Genomic DNA, 21,697 nt, shown 5'->3' on the forward strand with positions numbered 1-21,697 from the left:
CGTACATTGAGAGCGAGTCAGGCAGGAAGCTTGTATGCCATCGATGTGAGCGTGCTGATCACAGAACCTGCGCGCTGTGCAAGCGTCATCGCAGATGCAACGCGAGAGAGGACGGGACCTGGGCTTGCAAGAAATGCCTGGAGGTTGGCGTCATCCCCTGCTCCAACTGCGCTACCCCCATGCCCGCTGGCTACGGTGTGAGATGCATGGCCTGCTATCGACGTGCAAGATGCGAGGCTGAAGCGCTCCAGCTCGGTGAGCTTCTGTCCACCCAGCGTGCACGCGCCGCGTTCGCGGAATTCTCAGCCTGGGCTGTGGCAGAGACCGAACATGTTCGACTGGTCAAGGCGCTTGCCCTGCATGTTGAGTTCTTCCTTGCACTCGAGGCGCATGGTGATGAGCCTTGGAGCGAAGGCCTGCTCCTTCGCACGTTCAACGCATCCGGACTAAGCTTGTACAAACTTCCGGTGCGATGGTTGCGTGAAAGCGGACTAGCCGAGATCTCGCTAGAGGCCAAAATAGACAATGCGGAACGTGGCCGCTCAATCGCTTTGGTCGAATTGACAGCTCCCAACACCTTGGCTCGCCAGCTGATGCAAGCGTTCTTCGATGAGCTTGATGTCAAGGTGAAAGCGGGCTTACTGAAGCGGAGGTCAGTGCGCATGGCGCTGCGCCCAGCACTGACGCTCCTGCAGACGGCTGATCCGCATGGACAGCTGATGCCGGAACAGGACTCACTCGACAAGCTGCTTGAACACGCGCCGGGCCAGCGGAACGCCGTATCTACATTCTTGGGATTCTTGAAGGCCAAACACGGGGTGAAGCTGTCGACGAAAGAGTCATCGGCAAAGCCAAACACCGTTCGGCGCAGGCTCCTCGGTGAACAGCTGGCGGCTCTTGCGAAGGAGCCACTGCGGTCCGCGGAATTCGATCAGCGCTGGAAGGTTCTTGCGATGGCGTATTTTCAGAAAATGACTCAAGCACGCGCGAAATTCCTGCTGAAAAATGGCGAGCTCGAACCCCAGGATGGAGGGTATGAATTGAGAGCGGAGACGGACGTTTTCTGGATTCCAGCGCCTCCAGCGATTCGGTCTGATGCGATAGATCTTCCGCGCGATTCTGCATCGCCGTATGAGCCGCCGCGGCGCCCGCCGCAACCGGTGCTTAGGCGGTAGCCAAGGAAATTTGCGGCGGATTCTCCCAGTGACAGGTTAAGTGCATTGCCAACCCTAGAAGATCGGGAATGCGATGGGGGGCCTCCCGTTACACGCAACAAGCATTCGCCGCGACTAGGTCAATGGGGTGCATTCACGAGCGGTGTACTGACCGGAAACTCCATCCCAAGTTTTTCTAGGGCATTCATCGCGGTCGATTGGCCAATCACGACATCCGAAGCCGAGAAGGAACGTCGATACTCTCGTGCATCCAGCCAAGGGATTGAGGATGCGACTCTCTTCATCTTTCCCTCGTTCTGGGCTATCCAAAACAGTACTCGCGGCATCCAGTCTTGTAGCCTCACGTTTCGCGGGCACCTGACCGCGAGCCCGCAGTACTCTTCCTCCCTCATCTCGCCCAGGAGATTCGGCCCTCTGACTGCGCGTTCGACCTCGAAGAGGTAGCCAGTGCTGCCATTGGAGTTCACCTCCACGATCAGCACGCCGCGAGGTCGTTTCGGCTGATTGGCATCCAGGAAAAGCCATTTCTTGGCGGAGGCGGTCAACGAGTGGCCAGTCCCGGGCTCCGCATTCGGTGAGAGGCTCGCGAGCCGTGGTTGCTCGTTTAGATCCGCAGACAGGGTGTCGCTCGCGGTGAGCGAAGCGAGCCTGGTGATGACGCCTGGGTGCAAAGTCTTGAGGTACTTAAGGCCCCGCCATAGATCCAGAATGGCGCCTTCTTGCTCTAGCTCGGCCTTGGAGTGGTGTTCGGCGCGGCCAATACCTTTGCCAGACCCGCGCGCATTCCCTGGGGCGCTAATCTTGCTCTCCAGCGGCATCGGCCCGGGCGTGTTTCGCTCTACCTCGCCTTTACGAGAGCGTACAGAAACGGGTGCCGGTTGGCCAAGGAACCTGATCGAGGGGTCAGGTACCAGGACAATCTCGGCGCTGTTGTCAGGTGCCTGATCGTCTGCGACTGGCGTGACCTCGTCTTGATCCAACCTCCGAAAGCGCTGAATTGGATATGGTCGCGTGGAGTACTCCTCGGTGCCCTCAATGGGGAACTCGCTGCGCAACGTGACGATAGCGGGTTCGGCGGGTACGGTGTACCCCACTATGCGCAGGCCCAGAAAGTCGCCAGAGCCGGTTTCGACGCCCTCGACCTCTATCTCGGCTAGTCCCCGAAACCATGGTCCTATCGTCGGGAACGCCAGGGCCTTGATGTCTTTTGGTGAGCCCAGCTGTAGATCGATCTCCGATTTAATCCTGGGCACCCATTGCCTGGCGAAGTCGAAATACCTGAGGTGAGCCAAGAGGTGGGCTTCGTCCCTGCCAAGCCGAGCAGGCAAGTCGATAACCGCAGCACCAGATTGCGGTTCCACAGGGACGTCGAGATGCAGGCTTTCCACCACCTGATTCCATTCGTACAGCGTGAGGATCCGGTTGATGTTTTGCTCTCGACCGTAGCAACGCAAGAATTCCAAACAGGGGATCAAGAGTCTGCCTTTTGCGTGTTCGAGCAAAAGCAGCTTGCTACGATCGCCAGCGCGGTAGAAAAGCGGGTGAGCCTCCTCCGGTATCAAATCCGGGCCTTCGGCCGAACGGTACTCTGCACAGCTGCTTGAGCCGGTCCAAGTGTCTGCGGAGAACGTCACCTTGAAACGTCTGCGGGCGAATTTCACCTGTTCCTTGGAGATGCCGTTTTTCCAGACCGATCCGATGCGAAGTTGACCAAGGCTGGTCAGCGCGGCGTCCCGCGTGCAAAATTCACCGAGGGTGCCGTCCTCGCGCAAGTGCCTGAACCAGACAACCACGCGACGGACCCAGTTCTCCGACAGGTTGTTCTTGATGGCGCCGTACCACCACACAACGAAGCTGTCACCGGGAGGCAGGCCCAGCGAGGTCAGTTCGGCCGGCTTTCGAGAAGGCTCGAGTTTGATTTGAGGAAGATGCATTGGTTGGATGTTCACTTCAGTCGCCGGGAGGTTATCAGCGAGAGCGAGGAATGACGAGCAAAAAATTTGCGAATTCCTGAGACTGCGTTTGGCCCGGATTCCGCGCCACATAAGGCTTGCGCAGCAGTAGGTGACAATCCTGAGTGGGGTCGAGCATGCTCAGATGCAAAACTTGCATCAATCCCCGATGGGCTCGAACCAGGTACCAACCTCGGCGCGTTCCAGTGCGCATCGACCGATGGTCTTGGTCATCGGACATCTTTTCGCAGGGCTGAACATGGCATCGAAAGAGAAAGAGAAACGAGTTCCAATCACCGAAGACTTGGCTTCGCTGGTGATGTTTGAATCCGACCGGACTTGCTGCGTGTGTCGCATCCAAGGCAGGAAGGTAGAGATCCACCATCTCGACGCGAACCCTGCCAACAACAGCAGGGACAACCTCGCGGTGTTGTGCAAGGACTGCCACAGTGATGCCCACACGACCCAGGCCTTCGCCCGCAATCTCACCCCTGGCATCGTGCGCAAGTACAACGAGTCTTGGCTTGCTGTGGTGGCTCTTCGAGTGCTGCCCGGGGGGAAGGCCGGCGACGAGTTGGAGTACGCGGCGCAAATCCTGCTCGATATCCATCTAGCGCCATATGCCTGGCGGAACGCCTACATCGATCTTTATCCCGGAGGCTTCGAGACGCAGGATCACCGCGTCCATACCGAGCCCTGGGGCTACTTGCTCGATGAGGCACGCCACGATTTCAGTGCGGAGGAGTGGCAACGCTACCTCCCGCTGTTCAAGGTTCGTACCCCCAAAGTGATCGAAGAAATGGAAAACACCGTTCGTACTTATGGCGACGCGTTGTCAGCGAGGATGAAGCTGCAGGTCGCGCGCTGTTGCCGCAGCATCAACATGGAGGCAATAGGATATCTGTACATTCCGCAGCTCCTGAGGGAGGATCCGTCCCATGCGGACAACTTCATGTACCGCAGATTCGTTGACACGCTTTCCGCCCTCAAAGCGGTTAGCGAGCTGGCGGATGTGGAGTTGAAGGCCATTCGACCAAAGCCGTCTGGCGTTATCGTTTTGGACTTGCTTTCAAACGACATGGGCCAGTGCATTTAAGCCGCCGAGGCCCATCGATGATCGACCGCCGCATTCGGCGCACGCCCCTATTCATGAAATCGTGAGCCCGGCCTTCTGTTGCCCGGGTCCACATCACCAATGCGCCATCTACTTTTCAAATGGGTCCTTCTTGGGGATCGCTATGAGTTCACTGGCCGAGCCGCAACGCCGCGCGCGATCTAGGAGGAGCTGAACACGGAAATCGTCGCCATATGGGCCTGGGTTCAACGCCAGAAACTGCGTCCAGGGGAATTTGATTGACAAGCCAGTCGTCGAACCACTTCTGGCAAGGAAGAGGAGCTGACAGTCGTCCGAGGAGCCGTGCAAGCGGATGGCGCAACGGTGCTTCATCCGCAAGAAACGCGGCTTGTGGTGAGCCTCCCGGAAATGGTAGCGGTGCAGTTCCGCTTTGAATTCAATGTAGTGGACGACAGGAGATAGCGGTGACGAAAGACGGTCCTAAGCGTCACCGTATAGCTCAACCACGAACCCGGCAAGATTGCTTTCGAGAGCCTCAAGCCACAGCTTCAGCTCGACGACGTCTAGGCGCCGAACGCCAGTCTCGCATTTGCTCACCTCCGCCTGCGTCCAGTCCAGGCGCTTGGCGAGTTCCGCCTGACTGACATGTGAGAGCAAGCGCTTCTCGCGCAACAGCTTCAGCATGTCTTGATATTCGCGGGTGTAGAGGGTCTTCTGCATGGGCTCGGAGCCCACGAGCTTCCATGCGATCTTGGAATATGCGAAAATCGCATTATTTGATGCTTGACCTGTGGTCGAATGTGCCAAGTACCCGCGTTGTGCGACAGGCAACTGTCAGGCGTTTTGAAAGCGGATGAGGGACCACCAAAGGAAGCATCCCCTATCCCATGAAAGGTGTTCAATGGCTGGTGTCAGCTACTCACCATCGGAGTCCTTGTGAACCACTTGCACGGAATGTTTGACCAAGCGGCAAGGTTTGCTGGCCCTATTGTCTTTAGCGCGAGCAACCCGCGATTTGTCGCCAACTTCCCTGATGACCATGCGCAGGTTTGGTCCGCAGACATCACGGCGGGTCGAACCGGCGGTGACAGCCAAGTTTTCGAGTCGATCTTCTTCGTCGAGGACGAGGCTACCATCAGCATCTATGGTGTCGAGTATGAGGACGGCCGCCCTCCATATCTGCGCGACGACCTAGCTGCCAAGCAACAGCATTTCATCGCCTTCCTGCGGGAGGAAACCGCTACGGACAACAGAACCCTGGGGCCTATCCGCAAGATCTTCACCGGTCACCAGTACTCCAGTGAGCTCAAAGCGACAGGTGCCTATGTGGCGTCGCGGGATTCGAAGCTGGATATCGGTGTCGGGTTCCGCGATGAGGAAGGCGGGTACACCCTGCTGGCAGTGCCTTCAGCCGACTACTGAATCACTTTAACCGGACGTGCTCTCCTCGCCCGGGGGCAGGGATGCTATCCACCGATCGAAATCGGCGACATAGGCGTAGCGATTTCGACCATCCCCTATAGGACATGCAGAGCCAATCAGGAAGTTGGCGAAGCCATCCTGGTACGGTTGAGGCAACGAGTCCACCACCACATAGACCGCGTCTGTGTAGCGGTAGGACTTCACTATGTCTTTCAGCTCGCTCGGTGTCATCTCGTCAGGATTCTTGCTTAGAAGGGAACGTGAAAGTCATGCAACCTCAAAATTCACTGGCGAACAGCACAGCCCACACGCCGAGCGGCGACGAGATGAGCCCAGTTGCTTGTCCACGCTGCGAGTGGCTTGGCACCAAGGATCAAGCGGCTGAAGCTCTGACTTGCCCGAACTGCCACACCAGAGTGAGCCCGCTGCGCCAAAAGGGTCTGGACAATCTGCGCATCCACTATCGGCTCTTGTCCAAGATTGGGCGTAACTTCGCGCTCACTGTGGAGGCTAGAGACAAGGAGCGACATCGCCTGGAGAAGTTCTTCCAACGCATGGGAGCGCCTCTATGAGCCTCGCCGATCTCGAATCTAAATATCCGCTCATCTTCACCTCGGGAAAGCCTCGTGGTGGGCCTGGGTGGGTTCCGATGCTTGACGTGTTGTGCGCGCGAATTCAAGCGCGTGCTGACGAAGTCGGCATTCAACCCAACGCAATGATTGCTCGCGAAAAGTGGGGGTTCTTGAATCTCCGCTTTAACCGGCTCGACCCTGCTGACGCATCAATGGTCGCCTATGTCGAGGAGCTGTCCAGAAGGGTCTGTGAAGTCTGCGGCGGCTCAGGCCAGCATATCAGGGAGAACTACCATCGGACGCGGTGCGATGAGCACAGGGACGTGCTGCCGACGTGGCCGACGTCTGCACGCTAGTACATGGGCGATAGAGACCCGGCGATGTCGGGTGCCACGGCTTGTCGGCGGGACGACAAGCCGGATGCCCACACCGTCGGCAAAAAACTTGGAGAAGCGCCCGGTACGGGCAGTATATGCAGGGTGTTTCTAGTGATCAGCGTTGCAAGATCTCTCGGCACAGGGAGAGAAACATGCACTCATTGATAGAGAAACTGGAAGGTATTCGGAGGAGGGTTGTAAAGCCCCTGGGCGTTCAGCGGATGCTGGAGGCATATCCAGGAGCGATGGTGACTTTGCACGACCGCCCGCCCTCGATCAACGCGGAGAGCGTCAGCAGGTGGCACGAGCTGGTCGCAGTGGGCAGGCCATACAAGCCTGGCACGCTGACCGGCTGGAAAGCCACTGGTGACGGAGGTTATGAGGCGTTCCGCCTCGCCCGCGATGAATACTCGCGGATGGTGCAATGTGAGATCACAGAAAACTGGACATGTGACGTCCAGGCGATCCACGGGTTCTCGTCGTCGAAGGCAGACTTGTCCGCCTACATTGACACAGACGCCATGGCGGAGGATAGGGCTGGTTTCCTCATTCACGATGTGTCGCCCGAAGGCCTGGCCAAGTGTCTGGCCCATCGCGAGATTCGCATCATTCACTCGGCAGGTGGAGGGGGAGATTTCTTTGCTCGCTTCAACTGGGACGGTCCATTGTGGCTAATGAACGGCGGCGGATCGCATCACCTGGCAGGTGCTAAATATGTCGCGGCTAGGCTGAGATTGCCCGTGCCATTGAATGGCATGCTGAGAACATATGCGTTCAATTTGGAGGCGATCGACTCTCTGCGGCTGGAATTCGAGATCTTCGCAATTCGGGATGAGGCGCGAATCACCAATGCGTTCTCCGATGCAATGCGGGACGCGCGGGCTACCTGGCTTTGGCACAAGCTGCCGAGGCCCTACACAAACGCGCGGGCGATACTGCTGCCAAGGAGTGAAGGGAACTCGATGCGCGTGGCGCATTCGCTTTGCGAGGCTGGCATGCTGGACCTGGGCACGCACTGGTCAGCCCTCGCGCTGCGGTCTCTCGGCCAGTGAGCTGCACCTTCCCCAAAACGCCGTGTGGAGCTGGCGCTGCACGGTGTGTGTGTTCGCCAAGGACTGCACCTGCAAGACGCGCTGTTGAAATGACTGGATTCCACTCAGCCAGACGTATCATCCGCTCTTGCATATCGAAGGAAAATAATGTCCAGCTACAAAGAACTACTTGCCCAACGTCAGAACCTGGAAGCCCAAATCGAAGCCGCACGGAAGACCGAGTTGCACGACGCAGTGGCATCCGTTCGCCAGTTGATTTCTGAGTTTGGATTGACCCAGGACGATGTGTTTCCTGCTGGGCGAGGGAAGAATTCCAACAAGGGCAGCACAGTCGCTCCCAAGTACAGAGATCCAGAAACAGGTTCGACATGGACCGGCCGCGGCAAGCCACCACTCTGGATTGCAGGCAAGGACAGGTCGCACTTCGACATCAAGTAATCACGCTCCCTCGACCATGGCGTCTAGAAAGCGGCCTGCCGAGCCACACCTCTCTTCGGAGGCGAAGGCGCTCCGGCGCAAGCTATCCGAACAGTTTGATCGCGCGGCGCACACCCCCGAGGAGTCGCTCGAACATGCGCGAGCGTTGCAGGATGAATTGAAGCGTCAAGGTCGGTGGCTCCCAACTGGCGTGCGTTGACTCGAGCACACCACGCCAACCAATTTGCATCGAGGATCCATGACACAGGGACAGCAAGCGTTGGAGCCACATCGCACCGCCGAGGCATACACCTGCATCAAACCCAACATATGCGAGATCGCCCGTGGGTCTTCTGCCGCCCTCAGGGGCGATAATGACGAGTGAAAGCGTTCTAAGGCACTGCCCGTATGACAACCCCACCGGATATGGACATGGAAACACTGGCCTGTTTGTTGGCAGAGTTGCGCGATACTCTAGTAGAGACGGCACAAACTTTGCGAGACTATCAATTTACACTTGAATCCGACGCGGGGTGCCAAGCACGGTCCCAGGCAGATCAATGGATTGAGTGGGTACAGCGCGGTGCAGGTCGAACTCAAAGCGGTCTGCTACGTCATCGGCCGTTTGATTGACCCCAGACGCAAGCTGTTGCCCTCCGCCGCCATCTAACCCGGCACTGCACCATGGCAGCGTATGCGGCAGGATAGGGCTGCCCATGAATGGCTCCAAGGCGCGCGAGTACACGGCGTGAATGCATTGCTGCTCATGACGGCGCAGGCCGAGGGGTATAGCGACAACAGTCTGGAGCGACGACGTGCTCATTGAAGAGCGCACCGTCGATGTCCACGTGAAGCGACTGCGCGAGGCTCTGGGAGAGGCAGGTGCCATGATCGAGACAGTGCGGGGCGCAGGTGTAAGCACACGGCAATCCCATGTTGACCGCAGCCGGCCTGCCGGCTATCGATCAGTCGCTCGCAGCTTGCCAACGATGCGGCAGCAATTCTTGCACCCGGCTGGCCTTGTGTGTGGGCAGCCGCGTCAGCACATCCTTGAGGTAGGCATAGGGGTCATGCCCGTTCATGCGGGCCGACTGCACCAGGCTCATCACCGCCGCCGCCCGCTGACCCGCGCGCAAGCTGCCGGCGAACAGCCAGTTGCTCCTGCCAATGGCGATCGGCCGGATCTGGTTCTCGATCCAGTTGTTGTCCACGGGCAATTGCCCGTCATCGACGAAGCGTCAGCGCAGTCCAGCGCCGCAGGCTGTAGTCCAGCGCCCTGGCTGTCGCTGAGCTGTCCGGCAGCATTTACCGTTGCAGCGCCATCCATTCGTGCAGCGCATCAAGCACCGGCTTGGTGTGCTGCTGGCGGATGCCCTGGCGCTGATCGACGTTGAGGTCTTTGACCTCGCGCTCTATGTCGTAGACCTTGGCGAACTGCTCCAGTGCGAAGCCTGCGATCTGGCTTTTGTTCGCCGCATGCAGGTCAAAGAATTTGCGCCGCGCGTGCGCCAGGCGAACGACTTCCGTGATGCCCTGCGCAAAGCCCGCTTTGTACCCAGCAAAGTCGTCGCAGATCAGCGCGCCCCGCCACTCGCCCAGGAAGTTGCGCGCATGTAGGCTGCGCTGCTCGGCATTGAAGCGCTCGGACTATGCGGCGTGGGCGAGCTTGGCGTTGAGTGCTTGGCTGTGGCGCAGCTCAGAAGCACTCCAATTGGAGCGAGTGACGCAGCGCGCTCTAAGGAAGCCGCCCTCGGGCGGCTTTTTCGTTTTGCCAGATGCAACCTTGACGGTTGAGGTCACTGGTTGAGTTGGCGGCAAAATACTGCCAAAAAAATGCCCGCGATAGCGGGCATGGAAGGGCTACTGGAGGAGATCCCAGTGCGTAAATCGTAGCCGTATTCTCTTCTTGGTGCCACCGCAACTTCATGACAGCCGTGGGCAGAGCTTCGAATTTAACGGGTAACCAAGTCTAAAAATGGGGATGTCCGGGCGGCTACCATCACCCATGAAGAATGTGATCGTCTTTGTCTGCTGCATTGCTGCGGGGCTGTGCGTGATAGCCACACACCGTGCATTCCTGGTCTACCAGCTTCGCCAGCCGGTCTTGCGGGCTCTGAACGATCCAGCAGACGTAAAGTTCAGAAATGAGATCTATTTAGGGGACTGGACTACTTCGGGCGGAACGCTTTGCGGCGAAGTGAGCGCTCGTGCGAACGCTAGTACCTTGCAGGGCTATCAGTTGTTCTCGGTCTCGCGCGGGGTCTTCATCGAGAATGACGATCTGCGCCGGCAGTTTGATCAAGCCGGGATTTCCCGGTGCAAACGCACGGGCAAACCTGCAGGGACGCCTTGGTGGTGGCTGTATTGGTAATGCGTGATGCGTAGGGACACGAGGCTGTCCTGCAAGGCTTAAGCGGCGGGTTCAGAGCAAAGCGATCTGCTTGGAAGCCACTCCGTGGCTGGCGCACAATTCGAAAAGGTCATGCCTTGATGCCTCCAAATCTTCCGATGTGCAAGTCAGCTCAGCGGTAAAAACATTGGTGGCGGGATCGTGGCGAACCGTGAAGCTTCTGTCACCCTCCAATGCTCTCCAGACAGTGAGGGCACTCATCGCATCTACTGCTACGGTGCCATGGCTAAAGGCGGCATGCGGGTCACGAGTGAAGCTGAATGTCTGAGATATACGGCGCATTGCTGAACTTGATCGAAGCGACAGAATGCTAGCACTGCGCTCGTTCCGCACAGCTTGTCGTGATAGTGGCCACGCGGCGAAGCTGGTTTATACATAGCTTCGTAACATATAGAACTATCTGGACCAGTGGATAGCGAGCGCAGCATCGTTGGTTCGAAATGGGCCAAATGCAAAGCCAAAAAGTGCTTGGAACTCCGCGACGCGCTGACGGTGCTGGCCCAGCTGCCAGCGGCCTTCGAACACTTCAACGGGCTGCACCCGCACTCATCGCTAAAAATGCGTTCGCCTCGGGAGTTCATACGGCAACAGACTGCTGGAAACACCCAGGCAAGGGTGAGTGGATCCCTCGTACTTTGCGTCATTGCGCGCACTGTCGGCACCGAATCAATTTGCATCCAGTTGAAACGGTGTGAGCTCCTGATGCGAAATTTTCCGCTTTTCTAAAGTCCGCAGCTTAGAGCCAGCTGCGGCAATTCCAACCAATTAGAGGGATTCAACCATGCTAACGAGATCGACAACGTATGCGATAACCTGGGGTACAGTGCTGGCCCTGGCCGGCTGTGGCGGAGGCGATGTTACGGAGACGAGCGGCAGTGGCCAGTTCACCAGCCAGTCGCTGGCCGTCGCGGCGCCGCAGGCCGCCAACCTGGTGGTGCGGGCTCGGGCAAGCCTGGGGGGCGATGTTGGCGCGCAGATGCAGCTTCGTGTCAATGGCGTGCTGGTGGCCGATTTGGAGGTGCGCGAGACCGCCTACCAAGACTACGGTTTCACCGTCCCGTCCATCGTAGGCGGGGACAAGGTGGACGTGGTGTTCACCAACGACGGCACGATCAATGGTCAGGACCGCAACCTGTATGTAGAGTCGATTTCGCTCAACGGCGCCACGATGGCAGCCACCGCACCAGGCGTGACGCTGGACCGGGGCGTGGGGCCCCAGGCCTTCGACGGACTCGACGTGCTGCCGGGACAACGCTCGCTGCTCTGGGATGGCGCGCTGCGCTTCGTGGCCGGTGGTGGGGCCAGCCTCAGTGCCGCCTGCGAAAGGTTCTACGCCGCTGTCCCCGGCTTCGCCTTAAATTCAGACAGGGCCGTGGTGTCCGCGCCTTCCGCGGCCAAGCCCGCCAAGGGCATAGCATTCGCAGACCCCCACTACAAGACGTGCGTGACAAGGGTGACCGACCATGCCGCCGATGGTTTGCGCACCTTCGCACGCACCGAGTACTCGCGGCGGCAGATGTACAACGCAGACAACACCCTGCAGCTGGTCCTCGACCGGGAGGGCTTCTTCTACCTCTACGATGCCAACACGCACGCGGTAGTGAAAAGGCTCCCCGGTTTTGGAGAGGACCCGGAGTTTCAATGGCACCCCACGGACCCGAAACTGGTCTACCTGATGCCCTCCCGAGGGTCAGAGATGCAGCAGAAGGTGATGAACGTGACCACAGGCGAGATTCGCGTGATAGGCGACTTTCGCGATCGCCTCAAAGCCTTGTTTCCCAACGCGACACCAACGCACGTGAACACCCGGGCAGAAGGATCTCCATCCAAGGACGGACGGTACTGGTGCTACATGGTGCGCGACTCGGCACACCCGGTGAAAGATAGTTGGGGTTCTGTCGGCGTATTCACATGGGACCGTGATACCGACACCATCGTGGGCTCCATGAAACTCAACGGGGAATTGCCAGACCATGTCAGCATGAGTCCCTCGGGCCAGCACTGCGTCGTGTCCAGCGACGGCTCCATCGGCACCACGGCGTTCTCGCGAGATTTGAGTCAGAAGAGAAAGCTGTATACCAAATCCGTTCATTCCGACATGGCCATCGATGCCAACGGCGACGACGTGATTGTGTACGTCGACTCCACCAACTACGGTGACGTGTACATGATGAAGCTGGGCAACGGCGAGCGCACGCCGCTGCTTGCAGGCATCCGAAGCGCCGCGCACTTCTCGGGCAAGGCCTTCAACAAGCCGGGTTGGGTCGTCCTGACCACCCAGGCCCCCTGGAACGACAGCGCGGGACGGCAGTGGATGCAGAATAAGGTAATGGCTGTCGAGCTCAAGGCGTCTCCGACGGTGTACAACCTCGCGTTCCACAACACCTTCTACGATGGGGACAACACCGCTCCAACGGCAAGTGTAAACCGCGACTTCACGCGCATCGCGTTCAACTCCAACTGGCAAGTCAAAAGCCAGACAGATGTCGACACCTACACGATCGAAATTCCGGCCCATGCACTGAAGGCAGGGGTTGCGCCAACGCCAACGCCAACGCCAACGCCAACGCCGACGCTCCTCAACGTGACGACAGGCGCCGTTCAGCGCGACGGGTACCGTGTCGTTTTGCAGGCGACGACCAATGTGCCGGGAAAATGCGGAACGTCCTGGACGCAGGGGCAGCCATTTGCATACCTCTACGACTTTTTGGCACCCGCTCCTGGAGGCCTGACGCACAAGGCCACGGTTTATCTAGATACCGCGACCGCCTCAAAAACCTTTTACCTCGTGTGCAAGGCCGACGGTGCAGGGGATGAAGAGGAGTTGGTCTTGAACGTTAAATAGTCATTTGGCGACCCCGAAGGCGCGATCCTTCGGGTGCCCACGATCAAACTTCAGCATTGTGCATGGCACCGCCTTGCCCGGCCTTCATTACGCGCCGCGGCGGGCGGTCTTGCCGGCGCGGATTTCTATTCCATGTCTTCGAGTTTCGGTGCCGCGGGGGAGATCGCTTTTTTTCGGATGGCGCGGTCCGGGCCTTACACGTAAAACGAGATGAACAGAACATCCACAAAACCCATTCTCTTACTGTGCCGCTCTTTGTTGGCAGCTTCCATATTCTGGTTTGCCAGCTCGCAAGTATTCGCCGAAGGCATTGTATTCGGCCAGATTGGGCCGTTCACCAAGTTGCCGGTACCCGACGCATCCGAGGTCAATCAGGGGATAAAGGCTTACATGTTGCAGGCCAACAAGGTCGGCATCAAAGGCCAAAAGATCACGCTGTTCGATGCCGATGACCAGTACAGCGCCGAGGGATTTCTCGAACAGTTTCCCAAGGCAATTGCAAAGAAGCCGCTGGCGCTGATTTCGCCCATCGGCTCAGCTGCCATTAAGCGCATGCTAGACGATAAGCTTTTGGACACTGCGCCGGTGGTGGTGATGAACGCAGTACCCGGAGCCGAGAGCTTGCGCACGCCCGGCCACGCCAAGCTATTCCACATTCGCGCTGGCGACAAGCAGCAGATCGAGAAGATCGTGAACCACACCCGTACCTTGGGCATGACGCGTCTTTCGGCGTTGTATCAGGATCTGCCCATCGGCACCTCAGGTATGGCCATGGCTCAGGAGGCAGCCAAGGCCAAGGAGGGACTTGCTCTGCAGGGCACGAAGTCGGCGGCCAACGCAGCTGCGCTGGACGCCGCCGCCCAGCTGGTGGCCAAGCAGGACGCCCAGGGGGTGCTGGTGTTAGGCGCGCCTCGCTTCATGGCTGAGGGCATCGCCGCGCTGCGCAAAGCGGGCCTCAAGCAGTCGATATTCGTACTGTCGTACGTGCCAGCCGGCCTCATCGTCAAGTTGGCGGGGGTAGAGGGCGCGCGCGGCGTGGGCATTGCACAGACTTACCCCAACCCTAACGGCAAAACGCTGCCCCTGCACCGCGAGTTCCAGTCAGCAATGAAGGAGGCGTTCCCAGCCGTTCGGGATTACACCTCATTTCACTTGGAAGGATATCTATCTGCCCGCACGGTGGGCGAGGCTATCAAACGCGGTAAGGAGGCACATCCCAGCGCTGCCAGTCTTGCCGCAACCCTCACGTCCATGGGTGAGATAGATTTCGGCGGCTTCCGTGTGGATTTCTCCAAGGGCAATGTAGGAAGCCGCTTTGTTGATATCGCCGTGATCGGCAGCGACGGGCGCTTGCTCTATTGAACCGCGGCGTAACACCAGGCGATATCTAACGATGGCTGACATACCAAACTTCGCAACGGACTAGCCGGCACCATACGCTCAAGTCACCTCATTTTTGAGCGTGTTGACGCCGACTGGAAACTGAGCCACTTCCACTTCGGCGCGATAGAGCGATCTGCGGCCTGCCAACCCATTCGTCCGCTACGAACACAAGGCTCCCGGTAATCTGCTGCACATCGACACCGAGAAGCTCGGGAGCATCGTGCGGCCAGGCCATCGGGTCACCGGCAATCGCCGGGATTCGGGCAACGGCGCGGGCTGAGAGGCGCTGTTCGTTGCCATCGATGACCATGCACGCATAGCCTTCACCGCCATGCATCCCGACGAGAAGAAGAATGAAGCGATGAAGTTGTTGCGCAGTGCTGTGGCCTACTACGGCGCTCTGGGCAGCACCATCAAACGGCTGCTGACGCACAACGGTTCAGCCTTTCGATCACGTCAATCTGCCATTGCCCGCACAGCCCTTGGTATTCGGCACAGGTTCACCCGCGCTTACCGGCCCCAGACCAATGTGCGCGCCAACAGCATCGATTGCGCTCAAGGTGCCCGCTTGATGGCGGAGAAGCGCGACGTGGTGGAGCCGCAAATTGTGAGCCTACGAAAAGTGAGCAAGGTGCTGGTGCGTGAGCAGCAGGGTCTGGAAGAGCGTGCTGCTCGGCGAAATATTCCCGGGTCATATGGCCCAGGCCGCACGCGGTAGATACATTCCGATTGCCTCGCTGGACTGCGAAATTGGCGTGGTGCACAAGTGAGCCGGATGACCCTTTTTGCCGCTGACCATCGCAGCCGCGGATTTCTTTGCGTCGGTCGTCTAAGCACTTAAGCAGCCGAGAAATCCGAATTGCTCTATCGAAGGTTGTCCAATGTTGACGAGAACCCGCCAGCTAAGTGGCTGCGAAATTCTCCACCGCAAAATCGATGAAGCTGCGCAGCTTGGGTGTCACCCGGCGATCCGGCGCGTACACCAGATGCAGGGGGCGCGAGGGCACTGCATAGTCCGGCAGCACCGGTATCAGCCGGCCATCGCGCAAGGCGTGCTGCACGGCGTCCAGCGGCTGCAGGATGATGCCAAGCCCGGCCACGGCGGCGTGTATCAGGGGCTCGCCATGGTCGGCAACGAGTCGGCTATGCACGGGCACGACAACGCGGCCCGCAGGGCCATCGAAGCCCCAGTGTGTGCGCAGTTCGGTATGGGCGAAGCCCAGGCATTCGTGCTGCTGCAAGTCCCACGGCGTGACCAGGGGCGCCCGATGCGCCTGAAGGTAACCTGGTGAGGCACATGCCACGAGGCGGTATGGAGCCAATGTCCGTGCGATGAGGCCGCTGTCCTGCAACACACCCACGCGGAAAACGGCGTCATAGCCATCTTCGACCAAGTCCACCGCACGGTTGGAGGTCGTGAGTTCCACCTCCACTTGCGAGTGGGTCTTCATGTAGTTCGGCAGCAGCGGCGCCAAGCTGTGGATGCCGAAACTCACCGGCGCATTGATGCGCAGCCGCCCGGTGGGCACGGAGCGCGCATGTGCGGCCAGTTGCTCGGCCTGTTCCAGCTCCGCCAGGATGAGCTGGGCACGCTCCACGTACTCGCGGCCGAAATCCGTGAGGCTCTGCCGCCGGGTTGTGCGGTGCAGCAGCTGCATGCCAAGGTGCTGCTCCAGCGCCTGCACATGCTTGCCCACGAACTGCGATGACATGTGCAGTGCGTCGCCAGCGGCACGGAATGAGCCCAGCTCCACAGCCTTGACGAACACCGCCATGCTCGTGAACCGATCCATTGCAATCCAATCGTTTTGAATATCGAGTCATTTTAGGCATTTATCTGAATTGGCTTTGAATTGACACTGAAGTCCTTGTTTCAACCAAGCAATGGACAAAGGAAAAGTCATGACGACAACCAAGATTGCAGTGATCGGCGCGGGCAACATGGGCAGTGGCCTGGCCCAGGCGCTGTCAGCGGCCGGCGTGGAGGTAGTGCTGGGCATCCGCGACGCGGGCAAGGCGGCTGCGCTCGCCGATGGCTCGGGCAGCGTGCCGGTACTGGACGTTGCAGGTGCGGTGGCAGCAGCCGATATGGTGGTGTTGGCGCTGCCCTACAGCGCAAGCGTGCAGGTGCTCCAGGGCCTGCCCGCCGCCGCGCTGCAGGGCAAGGTGCTGGTGGACATCAGCAACCCGGTAACGGCGGACTTCCAGGGCCTGCAGTTGGGTACCACCACCTCGGCCGCCGAGGCGATCCAGGCCGCTGCGCCCGGGGCGCTGGTGGTCAAGGCGTTCAACACCATCTTCTCCCAACTTCTACCGACCCCTCCACGACAGGGCAAGGCTCCGGTACAGGTGTTCGTTGCAAGCGATCACGTGGATGCAAAAGGCCGGGTGCAGGAACTTGTGCGCGTGCTGGGCTTCGAGCCCGTGGATGCAGGGGCGCTGCGCAACAGCCGTTTCCTGGAGCCCGTGGGCGGCATGAACATCCAGTTCGGCTTTTTCCTGGGCTGGGGGCCAGCGGCTGCACCTGCCTGGGTACGCCTCTGACCACAGCTTCCGAGATTTCCCATTTTCTAATCAGTCGAGACCTAAGCTATGACAAATTACACATCACGCCGGGGCGCTGCAGTCGTGGCGGTTGCATCCATCGCGGCCTTTTTGAGCTTGCCGTCCGTTGTCGCGCATGCTGGACCCGCATCGGATACCTCCGCCATTCGCCAGACTCTGCAGCGCTACGAGGAAGCTCTCAACCGCGCTGATACTGCCGCCATAGTGCAGCTGTACACCGACGACGGAGTGCAGATGGCGCCCGATGCGCCTGCTGCCGTGGGGCGTGAGGCGCTGAGAGGCGCCTACGCAGGTACCTTCCAGGCAATTGCTCTAAAGCTGGCCTTCACAGTCGACGAGATCCAACTGCTGGGCAAGGATGCAGCACTGCTGCGCAGCCACTCGGCGGGCACGCTCAAGGTGCAGGGCAATGACAAGCCGGCAGGCGCCGCCGCTTTCAAGGAACTGTTCGTGCTGCGCAAGCAGGGTGATGGGCAATGGAAGTTCACGCACTACAGCTTCTCTGCAGCACCGGCACGACCCTGAACGCGCTTGGCATGGCATGCGCCTTCACCTGTAGCGGGCGGTTTGTTTCTTTGTGTTCGAGTCAGAAAGTCCGTCCGCGGTGGAGCAAGGTGCCGTTCAACTGCTTTACTGGGCTAAGAGCGTTGTAGCTCGTGGTTCACGATGAAGTCCTGCGGAACGTCCGGTCCCCAGACATAAAGCGAATCCTCGGGAGGGTGGTCCGCTGCAGGCCACTGGGCCCGGGCCGCAATGTAGTCGATGTCGAAGGAATACTCGGCAAAACTACCCCAGGGGTCGCGCACGTAGCGAAAGTAGTTGGAGCCCAGCACATGCCGCCCCAGCCCCCAGCCGTCGGGGTAGCCGGCGGCGGCCATCTGCTGCGAGCCGATGCCCACAGCGTCCAGCGAGGGCACGCACCAGCTGCTGTGGTGCAGCCCTCCGGCGTGCGACTTGGCAAAAGCAATCAGGTGGTGATCGCTGCCGTGCGGCGTGTGCAGAAAGGCGATGATGCCGGCCGACTGGTCAGACACCTTCAGGCCGAGCACGCCGGTGTAGAAATCGAGCGCCTGCGCCACGTCGGCCGTGAAGAGCAGGATGTGCGAGAGGTACAGCGGGCGCGTGGCCTGCGCCGTGCTGCGGCTGGGCGCGCGGCCGGCGTTGGCAGGCGCGGGGGCCAACTCGCGCGGGCCGGGCGCATCGGGGGAGACCTTGGCGGCCACGCGCAGCTGCAGGGGCAGGGCGTCGGGCCCTTGCAGCCAGAGCCCACCGGTATCGGCGCCTGCGGGCGGGGCGATGGAGGGTACCCCCTGGGCTTTCAGCAGCGCACCGAAACGTTCCAGGTCCTGTGCATGGATGCCCAAGCTGACCCATTCGAGCCGCTTGGGGCCGCCCTGTCCCTGCAGCACACGCGCCCAGCGGTGCGGGTGGCCATGGGTGTACAGCGCCAGAGCGTCGCCTTCGTCGCGCACGTTCAGGCCGAAGCTGGTGTAGAAGTGGCGCGCCTTTTCCAGGTCGGGCACGCTCACCACGAATTCGTCGACGGAGTGGATGGCGGGGCGGTTTGGGGACGGTGGATTTGTCACGGTCTTTCTCCTGTCGTTCTCCGCATGCTCATTCTGCTGTCACGCCGATGTCCTTGGCCAGCCCCTGGTACAGCTGGGTTTCCGCAGCATAGAACTTGTCCAGTTCGCGCAGCGTATTGCCCGTGGCCAGCTCCATGCCGCTCGACGCCACATAGGCCTGGAAGTCGCTGTCCTTCATCGCCGTGGTCAGCGCCTTGTTCAGCCGCTCCACCACATCGGCCGGTGTCTTAGTGGGCACCAGCAGTGCGATCCAGGTGCCGTAGACGAAATCTGCGAGCGACTTGTCCGATGCCGCGATGGTCGGCAGGCGCGGCAGCTGCGGGTGGGCTGTGGCGGCCGAGCTGGCGATGGCCTTGACCTTGCCGGACTGGATCATCGACAGGGTGGCCCCACCCAGCGGCAGAAAGCTCAGATCGATCTGGTCGCCCATGAGGTCCTGCGTCACGGGCGGCACGCCGCGGTAGGAGATCTGGTTGAGCTTTACGCCGCTCTTGCGTGCCCATTGCTCACCGAGCAGGTGGATCATTGAGCCGGGGCCGATATTGCCAAAGCTCAATGGGGTTGCCGATTTCTTCGCCAGGGCCGCCAGTTCCACAGGGCTGCCTGCTGCGAGGCCCGGCCGGGCCACCAGGATGTAGGGCAGGCGCGCCACCAGCGCGATGGCTCGGAAGTCCTCGGGCTTGTAGCGAGCGCCCTTGATGGTGAAGGGCGTGAGGATGGGCTCGGTCTGCGAGGCGATCAGCACCGACACGGTATTGGCTTGGCCGCTGAGCACCTTCTGCGCGCCGATGGAGCCGCCCGCCCCGGGCGTGTTCTCCACGATCACGGTCAGGTCTAGCTCCTTTTGCAGCAGCGGCTGCAGCTTGCGCGCCACGCCGTCGGTGGGGTTGCCGGCGGGCTGCGGCACGATGATGCTGACGGTGCGGCCAGCCAGCTGGGCATGAGCGGTCGCGGCGGCCAGCAGCGCTGCGGCGGCGATCGTGAGGGGGGCAATCAAACGGTTCATGGCGGTTGTCTCCTGTCTTTCTGGTGGTTCTTCGCTTGTTTGCTCAGGCGGCCACGGCGCCGATCAGCACCTCGTCGGCGATGGGGTTGCGCAACGTGCCGATGCGCTCGATGGACACCTCGCACACGTCGCCATCGCGCATCAGCAGGCGGGGCGTGCGCGCCCAGCCGATGCCGGCCGGGGTGCCGGCCACGATCACGTCGCCCGGGCTCAGGGTGATCGCCTCGCTGATCACGTGCACCAGGGTGGCCACGTCGAACACCATGTCGCTGGTGTTGGCGAACTGCACGGTCTGGCCGTTCAGGCGCGTTTCCAGCTTCAGGCCACGGGCGCCGGGCGGCAGCGCGTCGGCGGTGACCACGGCGGGGCCGAAGCCGCCCGTGGCGTCGAAGGTCTTGCCCACCGTCCACTGCGGGGTTTTGAACTGGTATTCGCGCACCGAACCATCGTTGAACACCGAGTAGCCGAACACGTGGTCCAAAGCCTTGTCGAGGGGAATGTGGCGACCGCCGGTTCCGATCACCACGGCCAGCTCGCCCTCGTAGTCCAGGCTGTCGCTGCAGGCGGGACGCACGATGGGTGCGTCGTGCGCGCACAGGCTGGTGGTCAGCCGCAGGAACAGCGTGGGGTAGTCGGGCTGGGCGTAGGCGCTCTCCTTGGTGTGGTCGTGGTAGTTCAGGCCCACGCAGATGATCTTGTCGGGTGCCACCACGGGCGGCAGGAACTGCACCTCGGCCACCGGCACGGCCGCGTTTGCGTTGGCTACCAGCTCGTCGCGGCTGGCGCCGGCGGCCAGCTGGCGCACGAAATCGCCGACGTCGCGCGCCACGTCGACGGGCAAGGGGCGCACGTGGTCGCCGTCGAGCAGGCCGAGACGGCGGGAACCTTGGTGGGTGAACGTGCAAAGCTTCATGGGGAGGGTCCGGTTGCGTAAATGGGTGAAATATATATATTTCATTGAAAAGTATATGTTAGTGCAAACCCTATAATTTCCCCAAAGGACCGCACTTGCCCCCTTCCATGCCCGCGCCAGCCCCATGACCACTGCCACCGAACCGCTTCCGACCGCGTCCATCACCCGCACCTCCTCTCTGGTTACGCAGGTGCGCACGGACATCATTGGCGGGGTATTTGCCCCGGGCTCCAAGCTACTCATAAAGGACCTCTGCGCACGCTATGGCACTAGTCCCATCCCAATGCGTGAGGCGCTTTCACGCCTGACCAGCAGCGGCTTCGTTCAGGCGGAGGACCAGCGTGGCTTCAAGGTCGCAGATGCATCGGCGCACGACCTGTTGGACATATCTAGGGCGCGGGTGCTCGTGGAAATAGAGGCGCTTCGCCTTTCGGTGCTGCAGGGCGACGTCGCCTGGGAGTCGCGCGTGGTGGCTGCCCACCATCAGCTGAGCCGCCTGGCCATGCGCGAGGCCGCGGCGCCGGGCAGCCTGTCCGCCCAGTGGGACGAGGCGCACATGGCGTTCCACGACGCCTTGCTGTCGGCCTGCGGCTCGCGCGTGCTGCTGGAGCTGGCCGCCAACCTGCGCGAGCGCTTCACGCGCTACCGCTACATCTCGGCCATAGCTACGGGTGGATCAAGCAAGAAGGGCAGTGCCGCTGCCGCCAAGCGACGCGATATCACCGCAGAGCACGTGGCCTTGCTGGATGCAGTGCTTGCCCGTGACGTAGATCGTGCAACGGCGTTGCTACAGGGACACTTTGAGCAGACGACGGAGCTGGCCCTAGAGGCAGCCGGTCTGAACTTGCCGCAGAAAACGAGGGGCGTCGCAATGCCAGAGAAGCAGCTCAAGACTTCAGGGCTTTAGGTGCCACGAGATCGGGTAAAAGGAACGCCTGCTAGAGTGC

18 protein-coding genes and 3 pseudogenes are annotated in these 21,697 nt (G+C 60.4%); 14 read left to right on the forward strand and 7 right to left on the reverse strand.

Features of this window, described 5'->3' with window-relative positions; all coding sequences use genetic code 11:
- The first annotated feature begins 206 nt into the window (after positions 1–206).
- The gene (locus tag QYL93_RS29260) at positions 207–1,175 is read left to right on the forward strand and encodes a hypothetical protein (RefSeq protein ID WP_305746973.1); all 969 of its coding nucleotides are present in this window, start codon (positions 207–209) and stop codon (positions 1,173–1,175) included.
- A 119-nt stretch (positions 1,176–1,294) separates the two neighbouring features.
- On the opposite strand, the gene QYL93_RS29265 is transcribed toward QYL93_RS29260, so the two are convergent.
- Entirely contained in the window at positions 1,295–3,109 is a 1,815-nt protein-coding gene (locus QYL93_RS29265) for a hypothetical protein (protein WP_305746974.1), read from the reverse strand.
- A 277-nt stretch (positions 3,110–3,386) separates the two neighbouring features.
- Between QYL93_RS29265 and QYL93_RS29270 the strand changes: the two genes are divergently transcribed.
- Positions 3,387–4,223 (forward strand): HNH endonuclease signature motif containing protein, encoded by an 837-nt coding sequence (locus QYL93_RS29270; protein ID WP_305746975.1) that lies wholly within the window; start codon positions 3,387–3,389, stop codon positions 4,221–4,223.
- Between the two features lie 459 nt (positions 4,224–4,682).
- On the opposite strand, the gene QYL93_RS29275 is transcribed toward QYL93_RS29270, so the two are convergent.
- A complete protein-coding gene (locus tag QYL93_RS29275) occupies positions 4,683–4,922 on the reverse strand; it encodes a helix-turn-helix transcriptional regulator (protein WP_305746976.1) in 240 nt (79 codons plus the stop codon).
- 216 nt (positions 4,923–5,138) lie between these two features.
- On the opposite strand from QYL93_RS29275, the gene QYL93_RS29280 reads away from it, so the two are divergent.
- The 5 genes and pseudogenes from QYL93_RS29280 to QYL93_RS29300 form a co-directional block, all read left to right on the forward strand.
- Positions 5,139–5,624, forward strand: coding sequence for a hypothetical protein (locus QYL93_RS29280; RefSeq protein ID WP_305746977.1), 486 nt, complete (start codon positions 5,139–5,141; stop codon positions 5,622–5,624).
- Positions 5,625–6,192: 568 nt separating this feature from the next.
- On the forward strand, positions 6,193–6,552 hold the full coding sequence (locus QYL93_RS29285; protein ID WP_305746978.1) for a hypothetical protein: 360 nt from the start codon (positions 6,193–6,195) through the stop codon (positions 6,550–6,552).
- Between the two features lie 173 nt (positions 6,553–6,725).
- On the forward strand, positions 6,726–7,625 hold the full coding sequence (locus QYL93_RS29290) for a DUF6685 family protein (protein WP_305746979.1): 900 nt from the start codon (positions 6,726–6,728) through the stop codon (positions 7,623–7,625).
- A 147-nt stretch (positions 7,626–7,772) separates the two neighbouring features.
- Positions 7,773–8,063 (forward strand): H-NS histone family protein, encoded by a 291-nt coding sequence (locus QYL93_RS29295; protein ID WP_305746980.1) that lies wholly within the window; start codon positions 7,773–7,775, stop codon positions 8,061–8,063.
- A 779-nt stretch (positions 8,064–8,842) separates the two neighbouring features.
- Positions 8,843–8,956 (forward strand): annotated as a pseudogene (locus QYL93_RS29300) (winged helix-turn-helix domain-containing protein); the annotation flags it as partial.
- Between the two features lie 51 nt (positions 8,957–9,007).
- Here the strand turns inward: QYL93_RS29300 and QYL93_RS29305 are convergent.
- Positions 9,008–9,680 (reverse strand): annotated as a pseudogene (locus QYL93_RS29305) (IS66 family transposase); the annotation flags it as partial.
- A gap of 367 nt (positions 9,681–10,047) precedes the next feature.
- Here QYL93_RS29305 and QYL93_RS29310 point away from each other — a divergent pair.
- The 4 genes and pseudogenes from QYL93_RS29310 to QYL93_RS29330 all read left to right on the forward strand — a co-directional run.
- On the forward strand, positions 10,048–10,413 hold the full coding sequence (locus QYL93_RS29310) for a hypothetical protein (RefSeq protein WP_305746981.1): 366 nt from the start codon (positions 10,048–10,050) through the stop codon (positions 10,411–10,413).
- Positions 10,414–11,233: 820 nt separating this feature from the next.
- Entirely contained in the window at positions 11,234–13,297 is a 2,064-nt protein-coding gene (locus tag QYL93_RS29320) for a carbohydrate-binding domain-containing protein (protein WP_305746982.1), read from the forward strand.
- Between the two features lie 210 nt (positions 13,298–13,507).
- Positions 13,508–14,659: an ABC transporter substrate-binding protein gene (locus QYL93_RS29325; protein WP_305746983.1), complete on the forward strand. Its 1,152-nt coding sequence runs from the start codon at positions 13,508–13,510 to the stop codon at positions 14,657–14,659.
- A 148-nt stretch (positions 14,660–14,807) separates the two neighbouring features.
- Positions 14,808–15,218, forward strand: a pseudogene (locus QYL93_RS29330) (DDE-type integrase/transposase/recombinase); the annotation flags it as partial.
- Between the two features lie 364 nt (positions 15,219–15,582).
- Here the strand turns inward: QYL93_RS29330 and QYL93_RS29335 are convergent.
- The gene (locus tag QYL93_RS29335; RefSeq protein ID WP_305746984.1) at positions 15,583–16,473 is read right to left on the reverse strand and encodes a LysR family transcriptional regulator; all 891 of its coding nucleotides are present in this window, start codon (positions 16,471–16,473) and stop codon (positions 15,583–15,585) included.
- A gap of 109 nt (positions 16,474–16,582) precedes the next feature.
- Between QYL93_RS29335 and QYL93_RS29340 the strand changes: the two genes are divergently transcribed.
- Entirely contained in the window at positions 16,583–17,224 is a 642-nt protein-coding gene (locus QYL93_RS29340; protein ID WP_305746985.1) for an NADPH-dependent F420 reductase, read from the forward strand.
- A gap of 48 nt (positions 17,225–17,272) precedes the next feature.
- Positions 17,273–17,770 (forward strand): SgcJ/EcaC family oxidoreductase, encoded by a 498-nt coding sequence (locus QYL93_RS29345; protein WP_305746986.1) that lies wholly within the window; start codon positions 17,273–17,275, stop codon positions 17,768–17,770.
- A gap of 113 nt (positions 17,771–17,883) precedes the next feature.
- Here the strand turns inward: QYL93_RS29345 and QYL93_RS29350 are convergent, their stop codons facing one another.
- Genes QYL93_RS29350 through QYL93_RS29360 form a run of 3 tightly spaced genes read right to left on the reverse strand, consistent with a single transcriptional unit; the run spans position 17,884 to position 20,750 of the window.
- Positions 17,884–18,831 carry a VOC family protein gene (locus QYL93_RS29350; RefSeq protein ID WP_305746987.1) on the reverse strand — a complete coding sequence of 316 codons (948 nt, stop codon included), beginning with the start codon at positions 18,829–18,831 and terminating at the stop codon, positions 17,884–17,886.
- 28 nt (positions 18,832–18,859) lie between these two features.
- Positions 18,860–19,837 (reverse strand): tripartite tricarboxylate transporter substrate binding protein, encoded by a 978-nt coding sequence (locus QYL93_RS29355; RefSeq protein WP_305746988.1) that lies wholly within the window; start codon positions 19,835–19,837, stop codon positions 18,860–18,862.
- Positions 19,838–19,880: 43 nt separating this feature from the next.
- Positions 19,881–20,750 carry a fumarylacetoacetate hydrolase family protein gene (locus tag QYL93_RS29360; protein ID WP_305746989.1) on the reverse strand — a complete coding sequence of 290 codons (870 nt, stop codon included), beginning with the start codon at positions 20,748–20,750 and terminating at the stop codon, positions 19,881–19,883.
- Between the two features lie 124 nt (positions 20,751–20,874).
- Between QYL93_RS29360 and QYL93_RS29365 the strand changes: the two genes are divergently transcribed.
- Positions 20,875–21,657, forward strand: a complete 783-nt coding sequence (locus QYL93_RS29365) for a GntR family transcriptional regulator (protein ID WP_305746990.1) — start codon at positions 20,875–20,877, stop codon at positions 21,655–21,657.
- The last annotated feature ends 40 nt before the right edge of the window (positions 21,658–21,697 follow it).

The sequence above is a fragment of the Acidovorax sp. A1169 genome, from assembly GCF_030704685.1.
In the GTDB taxonomy this organism is placed as follows: domain Bacteria; phylum Pseudomonadota; class Gammaproteobacteria; order Burkholderiales; family Burkholderiaceae_C; genus Acidovorax.